Annotated in this window: 17 protein-coding genes; 11 read left to right on the top strand and 6 right to left on the bottom strand. The window is 56.3% G+C overall.

Going from position 1 to position 19,535, the window contains the following annotated elements; all coding sequences use genetic code 11:
- Positions 1–295 precede the first annotated feature (295 nt).
- From V3C20_RS06080 to V3C20_RS06065, 4 genes are all read right to left on the bottom strand, one after another.
- Entirely contained in the window at positions 296–898 is a 603-nt protein-coding gene (locus tag V3C20_RS06080) for a hypothetical protein (RefSeq protein WP_130084274.1), read from the bottom strand.
- 481 nt (positions 899–1,379) lie between these two features.
- A complete protein-coding gene (locus V3C20_RS06075) occupies positions 1,380–1,820 on the bottom strand; it encodes a hypothetical protein (protein WP_130084273.1) in 441 nt (146 codons plus the stop codon).
- 756 nt (positions 1,821–2,576) lie between these two features.
- Positions 2,577–2,894 (bottom strand): thioredoxin, encoded by a 318-nt coding sequence (gene trxA / locus V3C20_RS06070; RefSeq protein ID WP_067572089.1) that lies wholly within the window; start codon positions 2,892–2,894, stop codon positions 2,577–2,579.
- A gap of 38 nt (positions 2,895–2,932) precedes the next feature.
- Entirely contained in the window at positions 2,933–3,628 is a 696-nt protein-coding gene (locus V3C20_RS06065) for a hypothetical protein (protein ID WP_130084272.1), read from the bottom strand.
- Between the two features lie 189 nt (positions 3,629–3,817).
- On the opposite strand from V3C20_RS06065, the gene V3C20_RS06060 reads away from it, so the two are divergent.
- From V3C20_RS06060 to V3C20_RS06035, 6 genes are all read left to right on the top strand, one after another.
- A complete protein-coding gene (locus V3C20_RS06060; protein WP_130084271.1) occupies positions 3,818–4,498 on the top strand; it encodes a hypothetical protein in 681 nt (226 codons plus the stop codon).
- A 27-nt stretch (positions 4,499–4,525) separates the two neighbouring features.
- A complete protein-coding gene (locus V3C20_RS06055) occupies positions 4,526–5,710 on the top strand; it encodes a hypothetical protein (RefSeq protein ID WP_130084270.1) in 1,185 nt (394 codons plus the stop codon).
- 14 nt (positions 5,711–5,724) lie between these two features.
- On the top strand, positions 5,725–6,948 hold the full coding sequence (locus tag V3C20_RS06050) for a prenyltransferase/squalene oxidase repeat-containing protein (RefSeq protein ID WP_130084269.1): 1,224 nt from the start codon (positions 5,725–5,727) through the stop codon (positions 6,946–6,948).
- A 462-nt stretch (positions 6,949–7,410) separates the two neighbouring features.
- Positions 7,411–8,175, top strand: coding sequence for a hypothetical protein (locus V3C20_RS06045; protein ID WP_330935438.1), 765 nt, complete (start codon positions 7,411–7,413; stop codon positions 8,173–8,175).
- Between the two features lie 24 nt (positions 8,176–8,199).
- Positions 8,200–9,345, top strand: a complete 1,146-nt coding sequence (locus V3C20_RS06040; protein WP_130084267.1) for a glycoside hydrolase family 43 protein — start codon at positions 8,200–8,202, stop codon at positions 9,343–9,345.
- A gap of 81 nt (positions 9,346–9,426) precedes the next feature.
- Complete coding sequence (locus V3C20_RS06035; RefSeq protein ID WP_162851890.1) at positions 9,427–10,491, top strand: glycoside hydrolase family 43 protein; 1,065 nt, start codon at positions 9,427–9,429, stop codon at positions 10,489–10,491.
- A gap of 199 nt (positions 10,492–10,690) precedes the next feature.
- Here V3C20_RS06035 and V3C20_RS06030 read toward each other — a convergent pair whose 3' ends face one another.
- Together V3C20_RS06030 and V3C20_RS06025 are read right to left on the bottom strand one after the other, a co-directional pair.
- Positions 10,691–11,110 carry a hypothetical protein gene (locus tag V3C20_RS06030; protein ID WP_067981816.1) on the bottom strand — a complete coding sequence of 140 codons (420 nt, stop codon included), beginning with the start codon at positions 11,108–11,110 and terminating at the stop codon, positions 10,691–10,693.
- 244 nt (positions 11,111–11,354) lie between these two features.
- On the bottom strand, positions 11,355–12,905 hold the full coding sequence (locus V3C20_RS06025) for an ankyrin repeat domain-containing protein (protein WP_130084265.1): 1,551 nt from the start codon (positions 12,903–12,905) through the stop codon (positions 11,355–11,357).
- A gap of 151 nt (positions 12,906–13,056) precedes the next feature.
- Between V3C20_RS06025 and V3C20_RS06020 the strand changes: the two genes are divergently transcribed.
- From V3C20_RS06020 to V3C20_RS06000, 5 genes are all read left to right on the top strand, one after another.
- Complete coding sequence (locus tag V3C20_RS06020) at positions 13,057–13,959, top strand: LysR substrate-binding domain-containing protein (protein WP_130084264.1); 903 nt, start codon at positions 13,057–13,059, stop codon at positions 13,957–13,959.
- Between the two features lie 120 nt (positions 13,960–14,079).
- Complete coding sequence (locus tag V3C20_RS06015) at positions 14,080–15,111, top strand: YeiH family protein (protein WP_130084263.1); 1,032 nt, start codon at positions 14,080–14,082, stop codon at positions 15,109–15,111.
- A gap of 120 nt (positions 15,112–15,231) precedes the next feature.
- Positions 15,232–16,302, top strand: coding sequence for an alanine--glyoxylate aminotransferase family protein (locus tag V3C20_RS06010; protein WP_130084262.1), 1,071 nt, complete (start codon positions 15,232–15,234; stop codon positions 16,300–16,302).
- 236 nt (positions 16,303–16,538) lie between these two features.
- A complete protein-coding gene (locus tag V3C20_RS06005) occupies positions 16,539–17,792 on the top strand; it encodes a DUF1015 family protein (RefSeq protein WP_130084261.1) in 1,254 nt (417 codons plus the stop codon).
- A gap of 21 nt (positions 17,793–17,813) precedes the next feature.
- Positions 17,814–19,385, top strand: coding sequence for a 3-phosphoglycerate dehydrogenase family protein (locus tag V3C20_RS06000; RefSeq protein ID WP_130084260.1), 1,572 nt, complete (start codon positions 17,814–17,816; stop codon positions 19,383–19,385).
- Positions 19,386–19,535 lie beyond the last annotated feature (150 nt).

The raw sequence follows: 19,535 nt of genomic DNA, 5'->3' as shown, positions 1-19,535 counted from the left end.
CAACGGCCTGCATCCCCGCAGACGGCCCGATATACATTGTCTGCCGGATTCATCCATTTAAACCCGCCTGTCCGTTAAAATCCCGGTTCTCCCCATCCTCTCCGGGAATGCCTCTTGACCGAAAAGGACTGGAAAACCTGAAACACGCATAGAAAAGGCTGGATCAACAATTCCTGGAATACAGCCCTCAAGCAACCCCGCGGTTCCTGAGAAAGAACTTTACAAGATTCTATATCTAATAATCTCCAACTCCGGCTCCCCAACCTTACCCCGGGAGAAACACCGCCCACATGAACTAGTCCGAACGCGCAAAATACGGGATAAACCCCTCCATGATTTTCTTAACAATTTCCTCATGATCCTCAAAAGTGGTGCCATTGCGAAATAAAAATGTGAGAGTTTGATAGCTCGCATTCCAGCCTTCCTTTCGATACAGATAAAGTGCGCACACTCTCTTGTCCGTTTCACTGTAAAAAAGATCGTAATGCTTTGTTCTAATAATTTTAGTTATCGGTCTGTGAGTGAAAAGGTCAGCCAGTATGACCTCCCTCGGGGTCTCAAAACCGCGCGGGACGTAAAAGTCCTCGGTTATAAATCCGTAGGTGCTGGCCCTGACTTCCAATGATTTTTTCTCATCATGCAAAACAAGGGTGTGCAGGTTTCCCTCCGGAATGCGAACATCTCTTCCTATATCGGGACTAAATGATATTCCACTGGCGGGATCAATGGTGAAACTGCTTGGATAACTGATGATGAAGCACCGGGCAAAACGCCCCCGTTCTTCTCCTTTTCCGAAAGTCGTCCATTTGCCGGGGAGTTCAGCATCTCCAGCAGCGATGCAATTCCCCAGTCCCAAAAACAGTGCTACGGGAACAAGAAGAAATTTGATCGGCTTCATAGCAATAAAAACGGATAAAATGAAAATTCATTTCTTCCCATTCATTTATAATTCTTCATTTTGTATTATATATTCCTGAATATTCAGGAGATTTCAATTTACATTAGTTGAAACTGCTTTAAAAATAACAAAACGAATCCCCTTGCTGATAAAAAACAATAATACAAACAACAATAATCCTGCAAGCAACCCGTATGCTATTCCATGGACCAAACATAGTGTAAGCGTAATTAAAACAACAGGAACACTGCCGAAGATGATAGCTATGATATTAAAAATGAGCGATATTTCCGAATCTTTCGCGATGGCGGAAAGAAACAAGGGGATCAAGTACAATATAAAAAATAAAAATATTAAAGGCATGGCTTCAATTTCTTAAGAAAAAATAAAAATATACGTTACGCGAAATAAATTTTATAAATGGTGCGACCGATATGATTTTCGAATAAGAAGCGGGGTTATTTCCTGTTTTATCCATTTTTCATAAATGATAAAACATACTCTGGGATGGAGACTTTTCCGTACTGATGATAACTTTAATAAATTTATTCTCCTCATTAATTTCCATATCAATGGTGGGAGAAGCTCCGATGTATATCCACAAATTATAAAATTCTTTTTCTATCGTCCCGTCATTAATGCGCCGTTTCAATTCTTGCCAGGCTTCAGGATTGCCTTCATTTTCAAAAGCCAATCCATATGACTTCGTGAATTTTTCCAGGGACCAGGTGCCGCCCAAAGTAGAGAAACGGCAGTGGTACTGATGGGAAACGGACGATAGAAACATACTTGAAATTGCCGCCGTATTAGCCATGGATCTTTGTCTGCTGTCCACCGTCTGCTGTTTAATATACAAGTAGGCTGCAAACAGCGCTGCGGCACCTAATAAAAATAAAATCATTATTTTTATTAATTTCTTCATATTAACTAAATTTATATATAATACAGAAGGAAGTCAAGGAAGATAATATCTTCCTTTTTTACCGATATATTGTTGCTTGCAAATGTTTTAGAAATTATTCCTCCTATTCGTCATGAGATGTTTGTCTTGAAAAAATCAAATTAATGGATCATATGCAAATTTATGGATTTATTCCAGCCAATTCAACATATGGGATAAACAAATATCATGGTTCTGATAAGAACGAATATTGCTTTTCCCTATTTCTTATCGTCCGTCCATTCCCCCACAAGAATGGGAAACAAGCTGCAGGTACTGCATCCGGCAGCCAATATGCCTGACGGCTCTTTTTCCTTGATCTTCTTTCCGCAGGGTTTCTTTAAGAAAGGCCCTGCTGCCAGCTACGTACCGCTATGCAGGAATGAGGCGCGTCCGGAAGGACCAGAATATCCTCTCTGCTCAATTGTAAGGGAAACCGCTTGTTTTCACAAGAAACCCCGGCTGTGCCTACGAAATATAATCACATGGGAAACTAATAACCGGACACGAGAAATAAAGGATAACCACGCTTTTCCCGCCTTTTCAGGCACATGTTCTGCGCAAATTCTGTCTTGTCCCAAGTTTGTTTGCTAAAAACAAATTCTGCTTTTCCGGCAGATCAAGAGGCACCCCAAGCGCCATCCAGAAGAGGCAGAGGAAGCACCCCCGGATAAAAAATACGGCCTTCGGCAGGATTTTCCCACCGGAGGCCGGTATTAAATCAATAATCGCGAACGGTTACATGACCGGGCGCAGGCGCTGGAGAATGGCGTCCTTGGAAGTGGCGCCCACCATGGTGTCCATGATTTCTCCATCCTTGATGATCAAAAGAGTAGGAATGGTGCGCACGCCATAGGTAGCGGCCAGGCCGTTGTTGGCGTCCACATCCACTTTGCCCACCTTGACCTTGCCGGCAAGTTCCGTAGCCAACTGGTCAATGATCGGAGCGATCATGCGGCAGGGGCCGCACCATGTAGCCCAGAAGTCGACAAGCACAGGAATGTCAGACTTCAGGACTTCATCCTCAAAATTTGCTTCAGAAAATACGTTTGCCATAGTACCGCTTAGAGTATTTGGAGAACCGTTATGTTCACTTATTCTTCGTCGTCGGCGACATCGGAGGACGCATCATCAGCAGGGGCATCCGCAGCGGCTTCGTCAGACGTTTCAGACGCTTCCTCGGCGGCGGCGTCATCGGCAGACTCGTCGCTGGCGGCGGGAGCTGCGGCGGCAGGCTTTTCTTCACTGCCCAGCCAGCCCGTCATGCTGCGGGATTCCAACGTATCCGTAGCATACTGGTAACCGACGAATGCCAGGGCAAAAGCCAGGGCAACAAAGGAAAGAACATTCAGAAGGGTATTGGAGCCCTCCTCGGAGTCCTGTTCAAATTTTTTTGCCGTAAAGGAAGCGGAAGAAACGGGAGCCGCGGCGGGAGCCGTATTCAGGCCGATGGTGGCCTGCGGAAGCTGCGCGGTAGCCATCCCTGCACCGGGAGGAGCCAAGGGAACGGTAGGGGCCGCTGCTGCGGGAGCCACAGGAGTGGTGGCGGAGCCAAGGGCAACCGTCTTCAGGCCGCCGCCAAGCTTGATCCCTCCTCCCAGGCCGGCAGGGCGGAGAGGAATGGTAGGAGCGGCAGCTGCGGGCGGAGCAGCCGGCGCGGGTGCTCCGGACACGGGAGGCGCGGCAGGAGGTACGGGCGGCTGGGGTACGGAAGGCGCTGCCGGAGCCGGCGGAGGAGTGGGCGGCGGCGGAGTACCGCCCGGAATGGAGGGGGGTGGTGGATTACTCATATCGGAAAAAATAGCTGTGCTGAAAGATAGCTCTCGCTTATTTCCGTCCGTAAATCAAGAAAAAGAATGCGCAAAGTTCGTTTTCCATGCAATTTTTTTCAATTAGGCCCGTATTCCTCTCCAAACACGCTGTCCGGACTTGCCCTGAAAAGCGTTCTTCCCTACGCTGTCCGACCGGCATTATTTGATATGAAACCCATTACCAAACTAGCTTCCACACAATTGCCCGACGGCTCCATTCTTGAACTCTGGGAACGGGACGGCTTCCATTTTCTGCTCAGGGACGGCATGCAGACGGCTTCCAGTTTTTCCCACGGAAGCAATGAAACGGCGGCGGCCATTGCCACGGCGCCCGTCAAGAGGGCCAACCAGCCCTCCTTCCTTCTGGACGGCCTTGGCCTGGGCTTCACCCTGTTTTCCCTGATGGACCAGGTCCAGAGGGAAAAAGCCAGCTTCGTCGTGGCGGAACCGTGCAGGGAGCTGGTGGACTGGCACCGGGAATTTCTGGATGGGGAACGTCCCGGATTCCTGCATGATCCCCGCGTCAGCGTGGAATTTTCCACCGCTCTCCAGGTAGCCCGCAAGCAGCAGAAGGCCTTTCACGCCATTTTGTGCCGTTCCACGCACGACCGCATGAACCTGAGCGTAGCGGAAGCTTCCGATTATTTTGCCGCCCTCAAGCAGGGGGGCCTGCTGGTCATCACCGTAGCCCGTCCGGACACCCGGCTGGTGCGCACCCTGCAGAAAGCGGGCTTCGAAGTCAGCACGGAAGCGGTGCCCGCTTCACATAAAGGAAAGAAAACTACGTTTCACACCGTTATTCTTGGAAAGAAGGGGCGCTTCGTCCCATTCTCCGCACGCCAATCCTGATTCATCTCCGATTGCATACCATTGTATATGAAGCATACATCCCTTACCGCCACCGGCCTTCTCGCCGCTCTCCTCATGGGGGGAGCCGCCTTGGCCGACTCCATCGCTCCAGGCATTCTGCTGCCCAAAAAGAACACCAAGTCCATCTCCTTTGCCCCCAAGGGAAGTTCCGACATTTTCCTGATCGGCATCATGCCCCAGGGCAGCTCCGTCAAGAAGGGAGATTCCGTGGCCCAGGCGGATTTCCGTACGCTGGACAAGAGCATTGAAGATTACGAGCGGGCCATCAAGAGCAAGAATCTGGAAGTGCTGAAACTCCGTTACGCGCTGGACCAGCAGAAGGAGCGTTCCGCCATGAGCCTTCAGAAATTCCAGACGGCCCTGACGCGCACGGAGGAGGACCAGAAGGATTTCCTGGAAAAGCGCAAGGCCCGCATGCTGGCGGAAGAGGAGGAACGCGTCAACAAGGCCCTGCGCTACATGTCCTACAAGCAGGAGGAGTTGAACCAGCTCACCAAGATGTACAAGGACGACCAGGTGGCGGAAGAAACGGAGGAAATCATCCTGAAACGGCTGAAGAATGAGCTGGGAGAAAGCGAGTTCGCCGTCCAGGGTGCCAAACTGGTCGCGGAACTGGCCAAGCTACGCAATATCCACCGCCTGGGCGAAGACTTCGCCACGGCCGTGAAGGAAAAGCAGACGGACCTGGCGGAAGCCCGCAAGCAGGCGGAATTCGACCTGGAACAGAAAAAAATAGCCCTTACGGAAGCGGAGGTGTCCCTGCGCCGCCTCCAGGACAAATACAACGAATTAAAAGCCGACCGCGAAATGGCCTCCTTCAAGGCTCCGGAAAACGGCATCCTGCTTTACGGAGGCTACGTGGCGGACAAATGGGTGGCCATTCCCGTGGCAGAAAAGCTCAAGCCCGGCGGCAAGCTGGAAGCCTTTGACAAAATAGCCACCATCGTTCCCCCGGACTCGGAACTGATCGTGCAGGCCACCCTTCCAGACTCCACCGCCACGCCTAAAGTGGGGGAAACCGTCGTCATCAAGGTGACGAACATGCAGATTCCCGGTGTCATCACGGAAGCCAGCCCCATTCCCGGAGCGGACGGCAAACGCCGCATCATCGTGACGCCCAAGGTTCCCGCCAGCCAGATATTCGCTCCCGGACTGCCCGTCCAGGTGACCATCAAGGATCAGCAGGCCTGATCTCTTTTCCGCGCATGAATAAGGCCGTCCTTTTCCTCTCCGTTCTGAGTGCCTGCACGGCGCTTGGCGCACCTGTGCCGACGGAAGGCGGGGAAAAAAGAGACACCATTCCCATTGAAAAGGTTCCGGACGTGGAGCCCCCCTCCCGGGAAACGCTGGACCAGTCCATACGCAGGGCGGCGGATTTCCTTCTGGCCAGCCAGAACAAGGACGGCTCCTGGGGAGACCACACGCGCACCAAGGGGCTGAATGTGATCTGCCCTTACCCGGAAGGCCCCAGGTCATTCAGGACCGCCTGCACGTCCCTGTGCGTCATCGGCCTGCTCGCCAGTCCGCTGAAGGATGAACCCGCCGTCAAGGGAGCCATTGACCGGGCCGTCCAGTACCTGCTTGCCACCCTTCCCCTGCTCAAGCGCGGAGACACGCGCACCGTCCTCGGCGTATGGGGTCATGCCTACGGCCTCTCCGCCCTGTGCCGCGCCGCTGAAAATCTGCCTGAGAACTCCCCGCAATACACGGAGCTCAAGAAAGTGGCCGCACTGCAGGTGGAGGCGCTGAACTGGATGGCGGACGTCAAAGGCGGCTGGGGCTACTACACCTTTAAAACTTTTTCCAGACGGCCGATGGGGGAACCCACCTCCTTCCTGACGGCTACGGTGCTGATTGCCTTCAAGGACGCCGAACGCGCATTCGGCCTCCAGGCCGACCCCCAGATTGTCAAGCGCGCCGTCGCCAGCCTGGAAAAACAGCGGACTCCGGCCGGGAGCTATGTGTATTCCATATCCCACATGTTTTATCCCGGCAGGCCCATCAACCGCCACACCGGCAGCCTGGCCCGCACCCCCGCCGGAGACCTGGCCCTGATCCAGTACGATCCGGCTTTTGTTTCCAGACGCCAGCTGGAAGACGGGCTGGAACGCATCTGGAGCCGCTCCGGGTGGCTCTCCCTGGCGGTGAAGAAACCCATCCCTCATGAAAGCTTCGCGCAAAATGCAGGCTATTTCTTCTACTACGGGTATTACTACGCCGCCCGCTGCCTTGACCAGGTACCCCGGGAACGGCTGCCGCGCCATGCAGCCCATCTGGCGGACGACATCCTGCCCATGCAGGAGAAGGACGGCTCCTGGTGGGACTATCCCCTCTACAATTATCACAAATTTTATGGCACCGGCTACGCCCTGTTCGCCGTTTCCCGGGTCCGGAGCGCGCTTTATCCCACCACCCCGCCCGCTTCCTAACCATGTTCCGCCTTTTGCTTTCCAGCCTGCTTCTGCTTGCGTCCCTGGCTGTTTCCGCCAGAGAACCGGAAACGGTACCCGGCAACCGGAAGGATACCATTTCCATTGCAAAAATTCCGGATATTCCTCCTGCTGAACGCGGACAATTCAGCGCGGCATTCCGCCGCGGCGTGGATTTTTTGTTGGAAAAACAGAACAGGGACGGCTCCTGGGGAGACCACCGGGTGATCGGCACATGGAACATTCTCTGCCCCTATCCGGACGGCCCGCTCACCTTCAAGACGGCGAGCACGGCCCTGTGCATCGCGGGACTTAACGCCACTCCCCTGCGGGACGAACCAAAGGTACGGGAAGCCATGACCCGCGCGGAAGATTACCTGATCCGGACGATGCCCCATTTGAAGCGGGGGGGACGCCCTCTGCGTTTACAACATCTGGGCGCATACCTACGTGCTGGACGCCATGAGCATGCGTGCGGCCGGGCTGGACCGCGAAAGCCCGCGCTACAAACAACTCATGGACTGCGCCCGCCTCCAGGTGGACAGGCTCAACGAACTGGCTTCCGCCAAGGGGGGCTGGGGCTATCTCACCTACATCGGATTCAGCAAACGGCCAGCATCGGAACCCACCTCCTTCCTGACCGGGACCGTTCTCATTTCCGCATGGATGGCCGGTAAGACATTCGGCCTTTCCCTGGATGAGAAGGTATTCCGCCGGGCCCTGAAATTCCTCAAATCCCAGCGTACCCCGGCCGGAACCTATGTTTACTCCCTGAGCCACTCCTATTATCCCGGCAGACCCATCAACCGCCACACCGGCAGCCTGGCCCGCACCCCGGCCTGCGATTACGCCATCAAGCTGTGGGAACCGGAAGATGTTTCCATGCGCCAGCTTGTGGACGGACTGGACCGCCTGTGGAGCCGCAGGGGCTGGCTGACCATGGCCCTCCACAAGCCGGTTCCGCATGAAAGCTTCGCACAGAATTCCGGGTACTTTTTCTATTATGGATATTATTATTCAGGAATGTGTCTGGACATGCTGGCCCCCAATCAGGTAAAACGTCATGCGTCTCTGCTGGCCGGCGACATCCTTGCGCGCCAGGGAAGAGACGGTTCCTGGTGGGACTATCCATTGTACAATTATCACAAATTCTATGGTACCGGTTATGCCCTGTACGCCCTTTCCAGGGCATGGGACAAACTGTACGGCCATCCGATCATTCACTGACCACTTCCGCATCCTCACACAGTCATGACTAATATCATCAGTCCCCTGCTTTCCATCCTCCTGTTTTGCGGCGCCGCCGTCCTTTCCCCGGCGGACGTCCCCGTCAGGCACACTTCCTTCAAGCCCGGAGAAATCTGGACGGACAACAACGGCGTCCACATCAACGCCCACGGCGGCGGCATCCTCTACGACAAGGGAACCTATTACTGGTACGGGGAACACAAGGTGGAGGGCGACGCGGGCAATTACGCCCAGGTGGGTGTGCACTGCTATTCCTCCAAGGACCTGTACAACTGGAAGGACGAGGGAATCGCCCTGAAGGTGGTGGAAGGGGACAATTCCCACCCCATCGCCAAGGGCTGCATCCTGGAACGCCCCAAAGTGGTTTACAACAAGAAGACCAAAAAGTACGTGATGTGGTTCCATCTGGAGCTCAAGGGGAAAGGCTACGGGGCCGCCTATGCGGGAGTGGCAACGGCCACCAAGCCGACCGGACCGTTCACGTTCCTGAGGGCCGGGCGCGTCAATCCGGGCAAATGGCCCCTGAACATGGACAAGAAGGACCAGACCATGGAAACCTTCAAGGGGGTGCCAGGCCTTACTTCCAGCGCCCTTCCGGAAGGCGTCCGCTCCGAGGACATGTTCAAGAAAGATTTTAAAAAAGGCCAGATGAGCCGGGACATGACCATTTTTGTGGACGACGACGGCAAGGCCTACCACATTTATTCCTCCGAGGAAAACAGCACCACGCACATTGCGGAGCTCACCCCGGACTACACCGGGCACACGGGTAAATTCGTACGCGTTTTTCCGGGCCGTTTCATGGAAGCCCCCGCCATCTTCAAGCACAAGGGCAAATACTACTTCATCGCTTCCGGATGCACGGGCTGGGCTCCCAACGCCGCCCGCAGCGCCGTGGCCGACCGGATTGCCGGACCGTGGAAGGAACTCAAAAACCCCTGCGTGGGCCCGAAGGCGGGCATCACCTTCGGCGGCCAAAGCACCTACGTTCTGCCCGTGCAGGGCAAGCCCGGCAAATTCATCTTCATGGCGGACATCTGGCGGCCCAAGAATGCCATCGACGGACGCTACCTGTGGCTGCCCATCCAGTTTGACGGCGATCAGATCAAGCTGGAATGGAAAGACGAATGGAAATTGGAAGACCTGTAAGAATACGAACACGCAACCTGTTTCAAGAATATGAAAAAAACATTTTCAACCGCCTTTTTCTCCCTCTGCCTGTTCTGCGGCATGACCGCCCTTTCTCCGGCGGACGTCCCCGTCAGGCACACTTCCTTCAAGCCCGGAGAAATCTGGACGGACAACAACGGCGTCCACATCAACGCCCACGGCGGCGGCATCCTCTACGACAAGGGAACCTATTACTGGTACGGGGAACACAAGGTTGAAGGGGACGCCGGGAACCGCGCCCAGGTGGGCGTGCACTGCTATTCCTCCAAGGACCTGTACAACTGGAAGGACGAGGGAATCGCCCTGAAGGTGGTGGAAGGGGACAATTCCCACCCCATCGCCAAGGGCTGCATCCTGGAACGTCCCAAAGTGGTTTACAACAAGAAGACCAAAAAGTACGTGATGTGGTTCCATCTGGAGCTCAAGGGGAAAGGCTATGGTTCCGCGTATGCGGGAGTGGCGACGGCCACCAAGCCGACCGGGCCGTTCACGTTCCTGAGGGCCGGGCGCGTCAATCCGGGCAAATGGCCCCTGAACCTGGACAAAAAGGACCAGACCACGGAGTTCACCAAGGAAATGCCCGACTACGTCCGCATCATCAGGCGTGACTATCCCGGCGGCCAGATGAGCCGGGACATGACCATTTTTGTGGACGACAACGGCAAGGCCTACCATATCTATTCCTCGGAAGGCAACATCACGCTCCACATAGCGGAACTCACGCCGGACTACACCGGGCATAACGGAAAATACGTCCGGGCTTTCGTCAACCGCTACATGGAGGCTCCCGCCATCTGCAAGCACAAGGGCAAATACTACATGATCGCTTCCGGCTGTTCCGGCTGGGCTCCCAACGCCGCCCGCAGCGCCGTGGCCGACCGGATTGCCGGACCGTGGAAGGAACTCAAAAACCCCTGCGTGGGCCCGAAGGCGGGCATCACCTTCGGCGGCCAAAGCACGTACATTCTGCCCGTGCAGGGCAAGCCCGGCAAATTCATCTTCATGGCGGACATCTGGCGGCCCAAGAATGCCATCGACGGACGCTACCTGTGGCTGCCCATGAAATGGGAAGGCGACCAGATCAAGCTGGAATGGAAGGATGAATGGACGCTGGAAGACCTGTGATTGAAGGTCCGCATCCGCGGATGCCGGCTCCTGCTCCCTGCTGAAGGCCGCCTGCCGGGAAACAGCACGGAGAGTTGTTTCCTCCCGCATTTCCGGACGCAGGGGGAAACTGCCGCAGACTCTTTTAAAGAATCCGGCCTGTTCGCTTTTTCAAGGAACAGGCCGGATTCTTATTTTTCAAGGGCAGTAAAAACTGCTATTAACGGGATTTTTTGCTCGCAATGATGTAATTCCTCATGCGCTGGTCAGCCGGAGTGGTGGGACGCACGCTGGTAACCCACTTGCCGTCCTTGTCCTTCTTCTTCACTTCCGTCCTGTCGCGGTAAAGCTTCGCGGAAAAATTGTCGGAATCCAGAATTACCGGACCAGGGCCCCTGGTGACGAGGGGAGCGGGCGGCACTTCCGCAACAACGGTCAGGGGTTCACGCAGGGATTCGTACCAGTACACCAGTTCCTGCTGTCCCTGAGGATTGACGGGATACGGAACGTATGCGCCGTTATTGGCGGAAACCTTCACATAAGCCGGTTCCGGAAACGTAGTCTGATAAGAAGAAGGGGAACAGGCCCCCAACAGCATAAGTCCGGCGGCGCCGGTAATGATCATGGAATGCAGTTTCATATAAGCATTGGAGTCCCCGCCGGGCATCACCGTTCAGACGATGAGCGGCAACAGAATGTCACCCATGACGGAACAGACGGCTGAAAATGAACAGGGACAAGCCTGAATCGTCGGCATTTCCTCATCAGCCCCACGCCGTTTTTCAGTCCGGGCTTCGTACGGAATTCACCGGGGAAATGTTCCGGAAACCATGGAAGCATGCCGTCAAGCCGGCTCCCGGCAGGCGCCTTGTCCGAAAAAGTCTCTATTTGCGGGCAGCCTCCTTCTCTTCTTTCCTTCTTTTCTCCGCTCCGGTCATTCCACCATTCTCCCGGATCAGGGATGCAGCTTCCCCATGACCATGTTCCAGGGCGATGTCCAGTGCGGTCCGCCCTCGCCAGTCTTCCGCATTGATCATTCCCCAGCATGTCCCCAAAATCCGGACCATCCCGGAGGAACCCGCCTCGGCGGCCTCCATGAGCGGCGTAACCGCGCCCTTGAGAAGAGCGTGCTGTTCATGCAGCCGGATACGGGATGTCAACAGCCGGAGCGCGTCCTCATCCTTCAGCCTGACGGCTAAAAAAACGGCCCGCCACGGAGATGCGGCATCATCCAAATCCGTGCGCAGTTTTTCCAGATTCTCCGCCAATTCCGCGTATTCCGCCGCCAAAGGCCCTCCGGCAGAGGCCTTGCGCTCCATCGCAAGACGCGCCTCCCCGAATCCGGCAAAGGAACGGGAAGGACATTCAAAACCTTCCGCCCTTCTTTCCGGCGCCAGTCCGGCCAGCGTCATCAAATCCCGGCATCGCTGCCGGTACAGCCATGTCCAGTGTGCCGTCATGTAAATGTCAATACCGGAACTCCAGAAATAGATTCCGGGTTGTATCTCGTATTCCACGGACATGATCACATAATACCTCCAGGCACGATTCGCCATTTTCAGTTTTTTCTCCCATCCGGTTTCCATACCGGGCCTGTAGCCGTCCTCTCTCAGCAGAGCCGTCCTGATGCCGTCCAGACGGGCTTTCCAGTAATTCCGGTACTCCATCATCATGGATTTGATGAAAGGATAGTCGGACGAACATACGGCCTGCTCCACCCTGTGCAGAACGGGATCATCCTCCTGCCATCCGGGGTGGACGGGAACGGCATCCACCAGGGGATAGGCATGCGTCGCGCACGCCGTATCGGCAATGGCCATGATCCTTTCCATTTTTTTTAAAGCTCGGCGCACCAGCACCTGCGCCTCTTCCATGTCCCCCAGCTTCTCCCGGAACGGAGTTTCCCCCAAGTCCGGATATTCCCGGCGCTTCCGTTCGGCCAGAATCCATGCCCTGTAAAATTCTTCATCCGCCTGAAGGAATTTCTCCCAGGCGGCCTGCGTCGCCGCCCAGGCAAGCATGACGAGTTCGTCCTGCAATTCCTGCATGGGCATTTCGTACGCTCTGCCATATTTGTACGGAATCAGTTCCGCCTTCACAAACCACCGTGAAGACAGCCATGCAGCCACGGGAGCATACAGGGCATCCAGCTTTGACTGCCAATAGGCATCCAGCCTGGCAGCGGCTTCCGCCAGGGCGCGGGCATCCTTCGCTTTCCTGGCGGCATCCACTGCCTGTTCCAGCCGAGCCGCCTCCCGTGCATCCGGTCCGGGAAACGCCCGCTTTCCATAGGCGGGCATGTATTCCGCAAACGCTTTCAACGTACCGGAAGGCAGCAGCCATTCCTCCATCTTTTTATTCCGCCCTTCCCCGGAAGCCCATCCGGATAAAAACAATGCGGCCGCCGCCATCGTCCATAATCTGACTCTCATCATGACCCGTTCTCTTCCTTCCTGTTAAGCCGGACGAGCCGTCATTATGTCATAACAAATTATTTATTTCCATCAGCTTCCTCAGGGAAAAACGAAGGAAGGAAAGAGGCTTGCCGGAATCAGGGCGGCATGGTTGAATGGCATCATTCCTCCCATGATCACGGATTTCCGGCTGAAGGTATTTGAAACGGTCGCGCGGCGCCTCAATTTTACCCGCGCGGCGGAGGAATTGTTCATCACCCAGCCTGCCGTCACCCGCCATGTGAAGGAACTGGAACGCCTGCTTGACGCGCGGCTGTTCAAACGGGAAGGCCGGGGCATTGTCCTGACGGGGGAAGGAAGCCGCCTGCTGATCCATTCCCGCAGGATTCTGAAGGAATACGAGGCATTGAACGAAGACATGGCGTCCGCCGGGAATGTGCCCGTGTCTGGAGAGCTGAACCTGGGCGCCAGCTCCACGATGGCCCAATACGTGCTCCCTCCCCTCCTGGCCCTGTTCAGCCGCCTTTACCCGGACATCCGCATACGGCTGAAAAGCGGCAATACGGAAGAAATAGAACAGGCCGTGCAGGATGAAACCGTACAGCTCGGCATTGTGGAAGGCACGGCAACCAGAAAGGACCTCCATTACCTCCCCTTTCTGGCTGATGAAATTATTCTGGCGGGAGGAACACAGGCCGCGCCGGCGCCCCGGGACGGCCTCACTGCCGCCCAGCTTTCCGGCATCCCTCTGATCATGCGGGAACCCGGATCCGGCACGCGGAGGATCGTGGAGGAAGCGCTGAAAGCCCAGGGGGTCTCCCCGTCCAAACTGCATGTCCTGATGACACTGGGCAATACGGAGAGCATCAAGCTTTACCTGGAACATTCTTCGGCGTGCTCCTTCCTTTCCTCCCTGGCCGTCAGGGAAGAGCTCAAGAAGGGAAACCTGAAAAGAATCCCCCTGCGCCACATGGAAATCCGCCGCTCCTTCCATTTCGCAACCGGGCATGGAGACCACAGCAGGATCAACGAGTTGTTCATCAGGTTCTGCAAGAGCTATTATAACAAAATCTAATCAACCATAAACGTTTTTGATTAGATTTAATCATGAAATAGAAGTATACATCCCGCTCAGCCGTCCGACTCGTGGCCATCGGAAGGCCGCAAACGTTCCGAACCATCATTCTCCAAAACCATGTCTCCCAAACGACTCGCCAATCCCCTGCACGGCATTCTGCTGATCGTTCTCTTCTCCTTTTCCGCCTGTTACATTGCGGATTTCGAATGGGTGAAGCACCTTTCCTTCAGCCCGCTGATCGTCGGCATCGTGCTGGGGATGATTTACGCCAACAGCCTGCGCAACCATCTGCCGAAAACGTGGGTCCCCGGCATTCAGTTCTGCACCAAGCAGGTTTTGAGAACGGGCATTGTGCTGTACGGATTCAAGCTGACGTTCCAGAGCGTGATCGACATCGGAGGCGCCGCCCTGCTTATTGACGCGGTCGTCGTGGCCTTCACCATTCTGCTGGGCGCGGGACTGGGCCGCCTGCTGAAGATGGACCGGGATACGGCCCTGCTGACCTCCATCGGCAGTTCCATTTGCGGAGCCGCCGCCGTGCTGGGGGCGGAACCTGTCGTGAAAAGCCAGCCGTACAAGGCGGCCGTGGCTGTCTCCACCGTCGTTATCTTCGGAACGCTTTCCATGTTCCTCTATCCGGCCCTGTTCCGGGCCGGAATGCTGGACCTGACGACGGAACAAATGGGCCTGTTTACGGGAGCCACCCTGCATGAGGTGGCGCACGTGGTCGGCGCCGGCAACGCCATGGGACAGGCCATTTCAGACCCGGCCATCATCGTCAAGATGATCCGCGTGATGATGCTGGCCCCGGTCCTGGTCATCCTGAGCATCATTCTTTCCCGCAGGGAAGCCGCCGCCGGACAGGCCGGGGAAAAACGGAAGATCACCATCCCATGGTTCGCTTTTCTTTTCCTGGCCGTCATCGGCTTCAATTCCCTGCATCTGCTCCCTTCCGGTGTCGTAAGCGCCATCAATTCCCTGGATACCTTCCTGCTAACCATGGCCATGACGGCCTTGGGCGCGGAATCCAGCTTTGAGAAATTCAAGAAAGCCGGAGCGCGGCCCTTCCTGCTGGCGGCGCTGCTGTATGCCTGGCTTTTCTTCGGAGGCTACTGGCTCGTGAAAGGAATAACGGCCTGGATGGCATGAGAAATGCCGTGCCATGGTGAAACCGCACTTCCCGCAACCCGCCTCCTCCGGCCGCAAAGAATTTTGAATAGCCAAACCGTCTGGAGACGCTATAGTACACGTACCCAGTTTCTAAAACCAATGGCAACCAAATTATTCATTCCCGGGCCCACCGAAGTAGCACCTGAAGTACTCGCCGCCATGAGCGGCCCGATGATGGGTCACCGATCCAAGGCGGCCTCCGCCCTGCAGCGCCGCATTTCCAACAATTTGCGCCGCATTCTGCTGACGGAACAGGAAATCCTGCTTTCCACCTCCTCCGGCACGGGCCTGATGGAAGGCGCCGTGCGCTCCTGCACCGCCAAGCGCGCCGCCATTTTCTCCGTGGGCGCCTTTGGCGACAAGTGGTATAAGATCGCCACGGGCAACGGCGTCCCCGCCGACATTTTCAAGAGCGAGCTCGGCCAGCCCACCACCCCGGAAATGGTGGACGCCGCCCTGTCCACCGGCAAATACGACACGATCTGCATCACGCACAACGAAACTTCCACCGGCATTCAGAACCCTGTGGAAGAAATCTCGGAAGTACTTAAAAAGTACCCGGATGTCGTCTGGTGCATGGATGCCGTCAGCTCCGCCGCCGGTTCCCGGATTGAAACGGACAAGCTGGGCGTGGACGTGCTGGTGACTTCCACCCAGAAGGCACTGGCCCTGCCTCCCGGCATGGCCGTCTGTACGCTCTCCCCGAAGGCTTACGAACGCACCGCTTCCGTTCCCAACCGCGGCTGCTATTTTGACCTGCGTTCCATTTACGACACCATCCAGAAGAAGGATTACCAGTACACGAACACCCCGTGCGTTTCCATCATGTACGCCATGGACCTCCAGCTCCAGCGCATCATGCAGGAAGGCGTGGACAACCGCTTTGCACGCCATGAAGCCATGGCCGAGTTCGTGCGCTCCTGGGCGGACGAATATTTCAGCGTTTTCGCCAACCGCGACCACCTTTCCCGCACCCTGACGGTGATCAGCAACACACGCGACATTGATGTCGCCGCGCTGAACAACGCGCTGATCGAACGCGGCATGCAGCTTGGCAACGGTTATGGTGATTTGAAGAACAAGACGTTCCGCATCGCCCACATGGGTGAATTGACGATGGACGACATGCGCTCCATCACCTCCAACATTGTGGACATCCTCAACATCTAGCAATTCCTCCCCGCTCCCTCTTTCCCGGCTGTCCGGGAAAGAGGGAGCAACAGCCCGCTTCACATAGAGAAGGATCTCCCAGACGGACATTGCCCGGGTTTTTTCATTTTTCCGGTTTGTCAGACTTTTCCGCACGGCATACGCCGCCGTTCATTGCGGCATGTATTTTAGCGGGGCTTGTCTCCCCCATCCGCTCCCTGTATCATCGCCGCTACTCCTAACCGTTCATCTTTTCCATGTCCACTCTCCACCCTTTTCCCGCCCTGCGGCCTCCACGGGATATGGCCGCACGGGTGTCCTCCCTGCCCTACGACGTCATGAACCATCAGGAGGCCAAAGAGATGGCCGCCGGAAACGACGCCTCTTTCCTGCACATCTGCCGTTCCGACATTGATACGGGCGAGGAAGCCATTCATGCCCAGGAAACCTACGCCAGGGCGAAGGAAAACCTGGAGGCCTTCATCCGGAAAGGCTACCTCGTCCAGGACGGCGCACCGTCCTTTTACATTTACCGCCAGATCATGTGGGGCCGCGTGCAGACAGGCATCGTCGGCTGCGCCTCCGTGGACGAGTATGCGAACGGTACTATCAAGAAGCATGAACTGACCCGCAGGGAAAAGGAACTGGACCGCATCGAGCATTTCGATGCCTGTTCCGCGCAGACGGAACCGGTCTTTCTGGCGTACCGGAAGCATGATGGGATTTCCCGCATCATCCGGGAATGGATCAAATTTCATAAGCCGGAATACGATTTCACCACGGAGGACGGCGTAACCCACATTCTGTGGCCTGTTGCAGATCCCTCAACCGTTGAGGCCATCCGGAAAGGATTTGAGGAAGTGGAAGCTTTGTACATTGCGGACGGCCACCACCGCACGGCCTCCAGCGCCGCCGTCTCCGCCAGACGCCGGAAGGCGCACCCGGACTATACGGGGCAGGAAGAATTCAACTATCTGATGGCGGTTGTCTTCTGCGACGAGGACCTGTTCATCATGGATTACAACCGCGTCGTGCGCGACCTGAACGGCCTGAGCCGCGACGAGTTCATGCAAAAGCTTCAAACCGTTTTCGACGTGGTCCCCGCAGACACCGTTCCGGGAGAAGGCTACGCCCCGCGCGCCAAGCATGAATTCGGCATGTATCTGGACGGCCGCTGGCATTCCCTTACCGCCAAACCGGGCACTTTCGACGCGGACCATCCCATTGAAAGCCTGGACTGCGCCATCCTCCAAGCCAACCTGCTGGCTCCCATCCTGGGCATTGACGACCCGCGCACCAACGACCGCATCGACTTCGTGGGCGGCATCCGCGGCCTGGGAGAACTGGAACGCCGTTGCGCCGAAGAGATGGCGCTGGCCTTCTCCCTGTATCCCGTCACCATGGACGACCTGTTCCGCGTGGCGGACGCCGGGGAAATCATGCCCCCCAAATCCACCTGGTTCGAGCCCAAGCTGCGCAGCGGGCTTTTCGTCCACACCATTGAACACTAACCTTCTCCTCTCCATACCAACATGAACAAGGTTCTCATTCCCACCAAACTCTCCGACGTAGCGGCCAACACGCTTAAAACGGCAGGATATGAAGTCATTCAGGACGCGGACACGCCCCTGGACGTACAGGCAGCCAGCCACCCGGATACCGTGGCCCTGATCGTCCGCAGTGAAAAAGTCACTCCGGAAATCATGGACTCCCTTCCCTCTCTGAAACTGGTGATCCGCGCCGGAGCCGGCTACGACAACATCGACATCGTGTACGCCCGCAAGAAGAATGTGGACGTCATGAACACGCCGGGCGCCAACTCCAATGCCGTGGCGGAAGAAGTCATGGCCATGATCCTGGCGTATTACCGCCATCTTGTCCAGGCGGACACCACCACCCGCGCCGGCCTGTGGGAAAAGAAAAAGTACATGGGCAGCGAGTTGACCAAGAAGACCGTGGGGATTATCGGCCTGGGCAACATCGGCCGCAACCTCGTCAAACGCCTCCAGGGCTTTGAACCCACCCTGCTGGGGTATGACCACTTCCTGGCCCGCCAGCGCGCCCTGAACATCGGCGTCACGCCCACCAGCATTGAAGACATTTTCTCCCAATGCGACATCATCACCCTGCACGTTCCGGGCGGTCCCTCCACCCACCACATGGTGAATGCGGAACTCATCAGCCGCATGAAGGACGGAGCCGTCCTGATCAACTGCTCCCGCTACGGGGTAGTGGATGAAGAAGCCCTGGCCGCCGCAAAAGCCGCCGGCAAAACCATCGGCTACCTGACGGACGTGCATCCCAAGGACGCCGCCGGAGAGAAACCCTCCGCCGCTGTGGCAGACCTGCTCCTGCCCCATCTGGGAGCCAATACCAGGGAAGCCAACACCAAGGCCGCCAAACGCGCCGCGGAACAGATGGTAGCTTATTTCTCCGACGGGGATACCTCCTGCGTGGTCAACGGGGAATCCCCCAACGGCCTCAATCCGGCCCATCTGCAACTGGCCTTCCTGCTGGCCGCCCTGGCCCGCAAAGCCGGCGGCAACAAGCCCATACGCCGTGTGGAATGCACCTTTTACGGCAATCTGCGCGTTTTCCGCAAATGGTTCACCGCCCCCATTCTGGAAGGGTTGCTGCCGCACGCGGAAAAAGGGCTCATGCCTCCCGCCGCGGAAGAGTCGCTACGGGAACACGGCATTGTCTTCAAGGCCCGCGAACCCAAGGACGACAAGCCCTATGAAGATTCTATCACGCTGGACGTGGTCATGGAGGACGAAGGGGAATATTTCAACACCAGTGTGCGCGGCGTCGTGACGGAGGGCATTCCCATGGTCTCCCGACTGAACAACTTCAACGGCCTGTATGCCGACCTGCGCGGAACGACCATTTTCCTGCACTACAAGGACCGCCCCGGCATCATTGCCATCATCGGTTCAGCCCTGTATTCCAACGGCATCAACATCGACAACATCGCCGCCCCGGCCGACCACTCCACCCAGGAAGCCCTGGCCGTCCTCAAAACCAACAAGCCCGTTTCCGACGAACTACTCAACAAAATTGCCAAAGAAATAGACGCCATAACCGCCTTTTCTCTGGACGTTTGATCCGCGCCATGCTTCCGGAGCTGTCTGGAACATCCCTGGCAAAAAGGCCGCTCTCCTTGATACTAAGGGAGTGCGGTCTTTCTTCATTTCTGCCTGATTGACAAGAGAGACTTATTTTTGTAGTTTTACCCGAATCGTTGGAACATTCCC

Origin of the sequence: Akkermansia sp. RCC_12PD (assembly GCF_036417355.1) — a bacterium.
Lineage (GTDB): Bacteria > Verrucomicrobiota > Verrucomicrobiia > Verrucomicrobiales > Akkermansiaceae > Akkermansia.
This window is presented reverse-complemented; position numbering and strand designations above follow the sequence as displayed.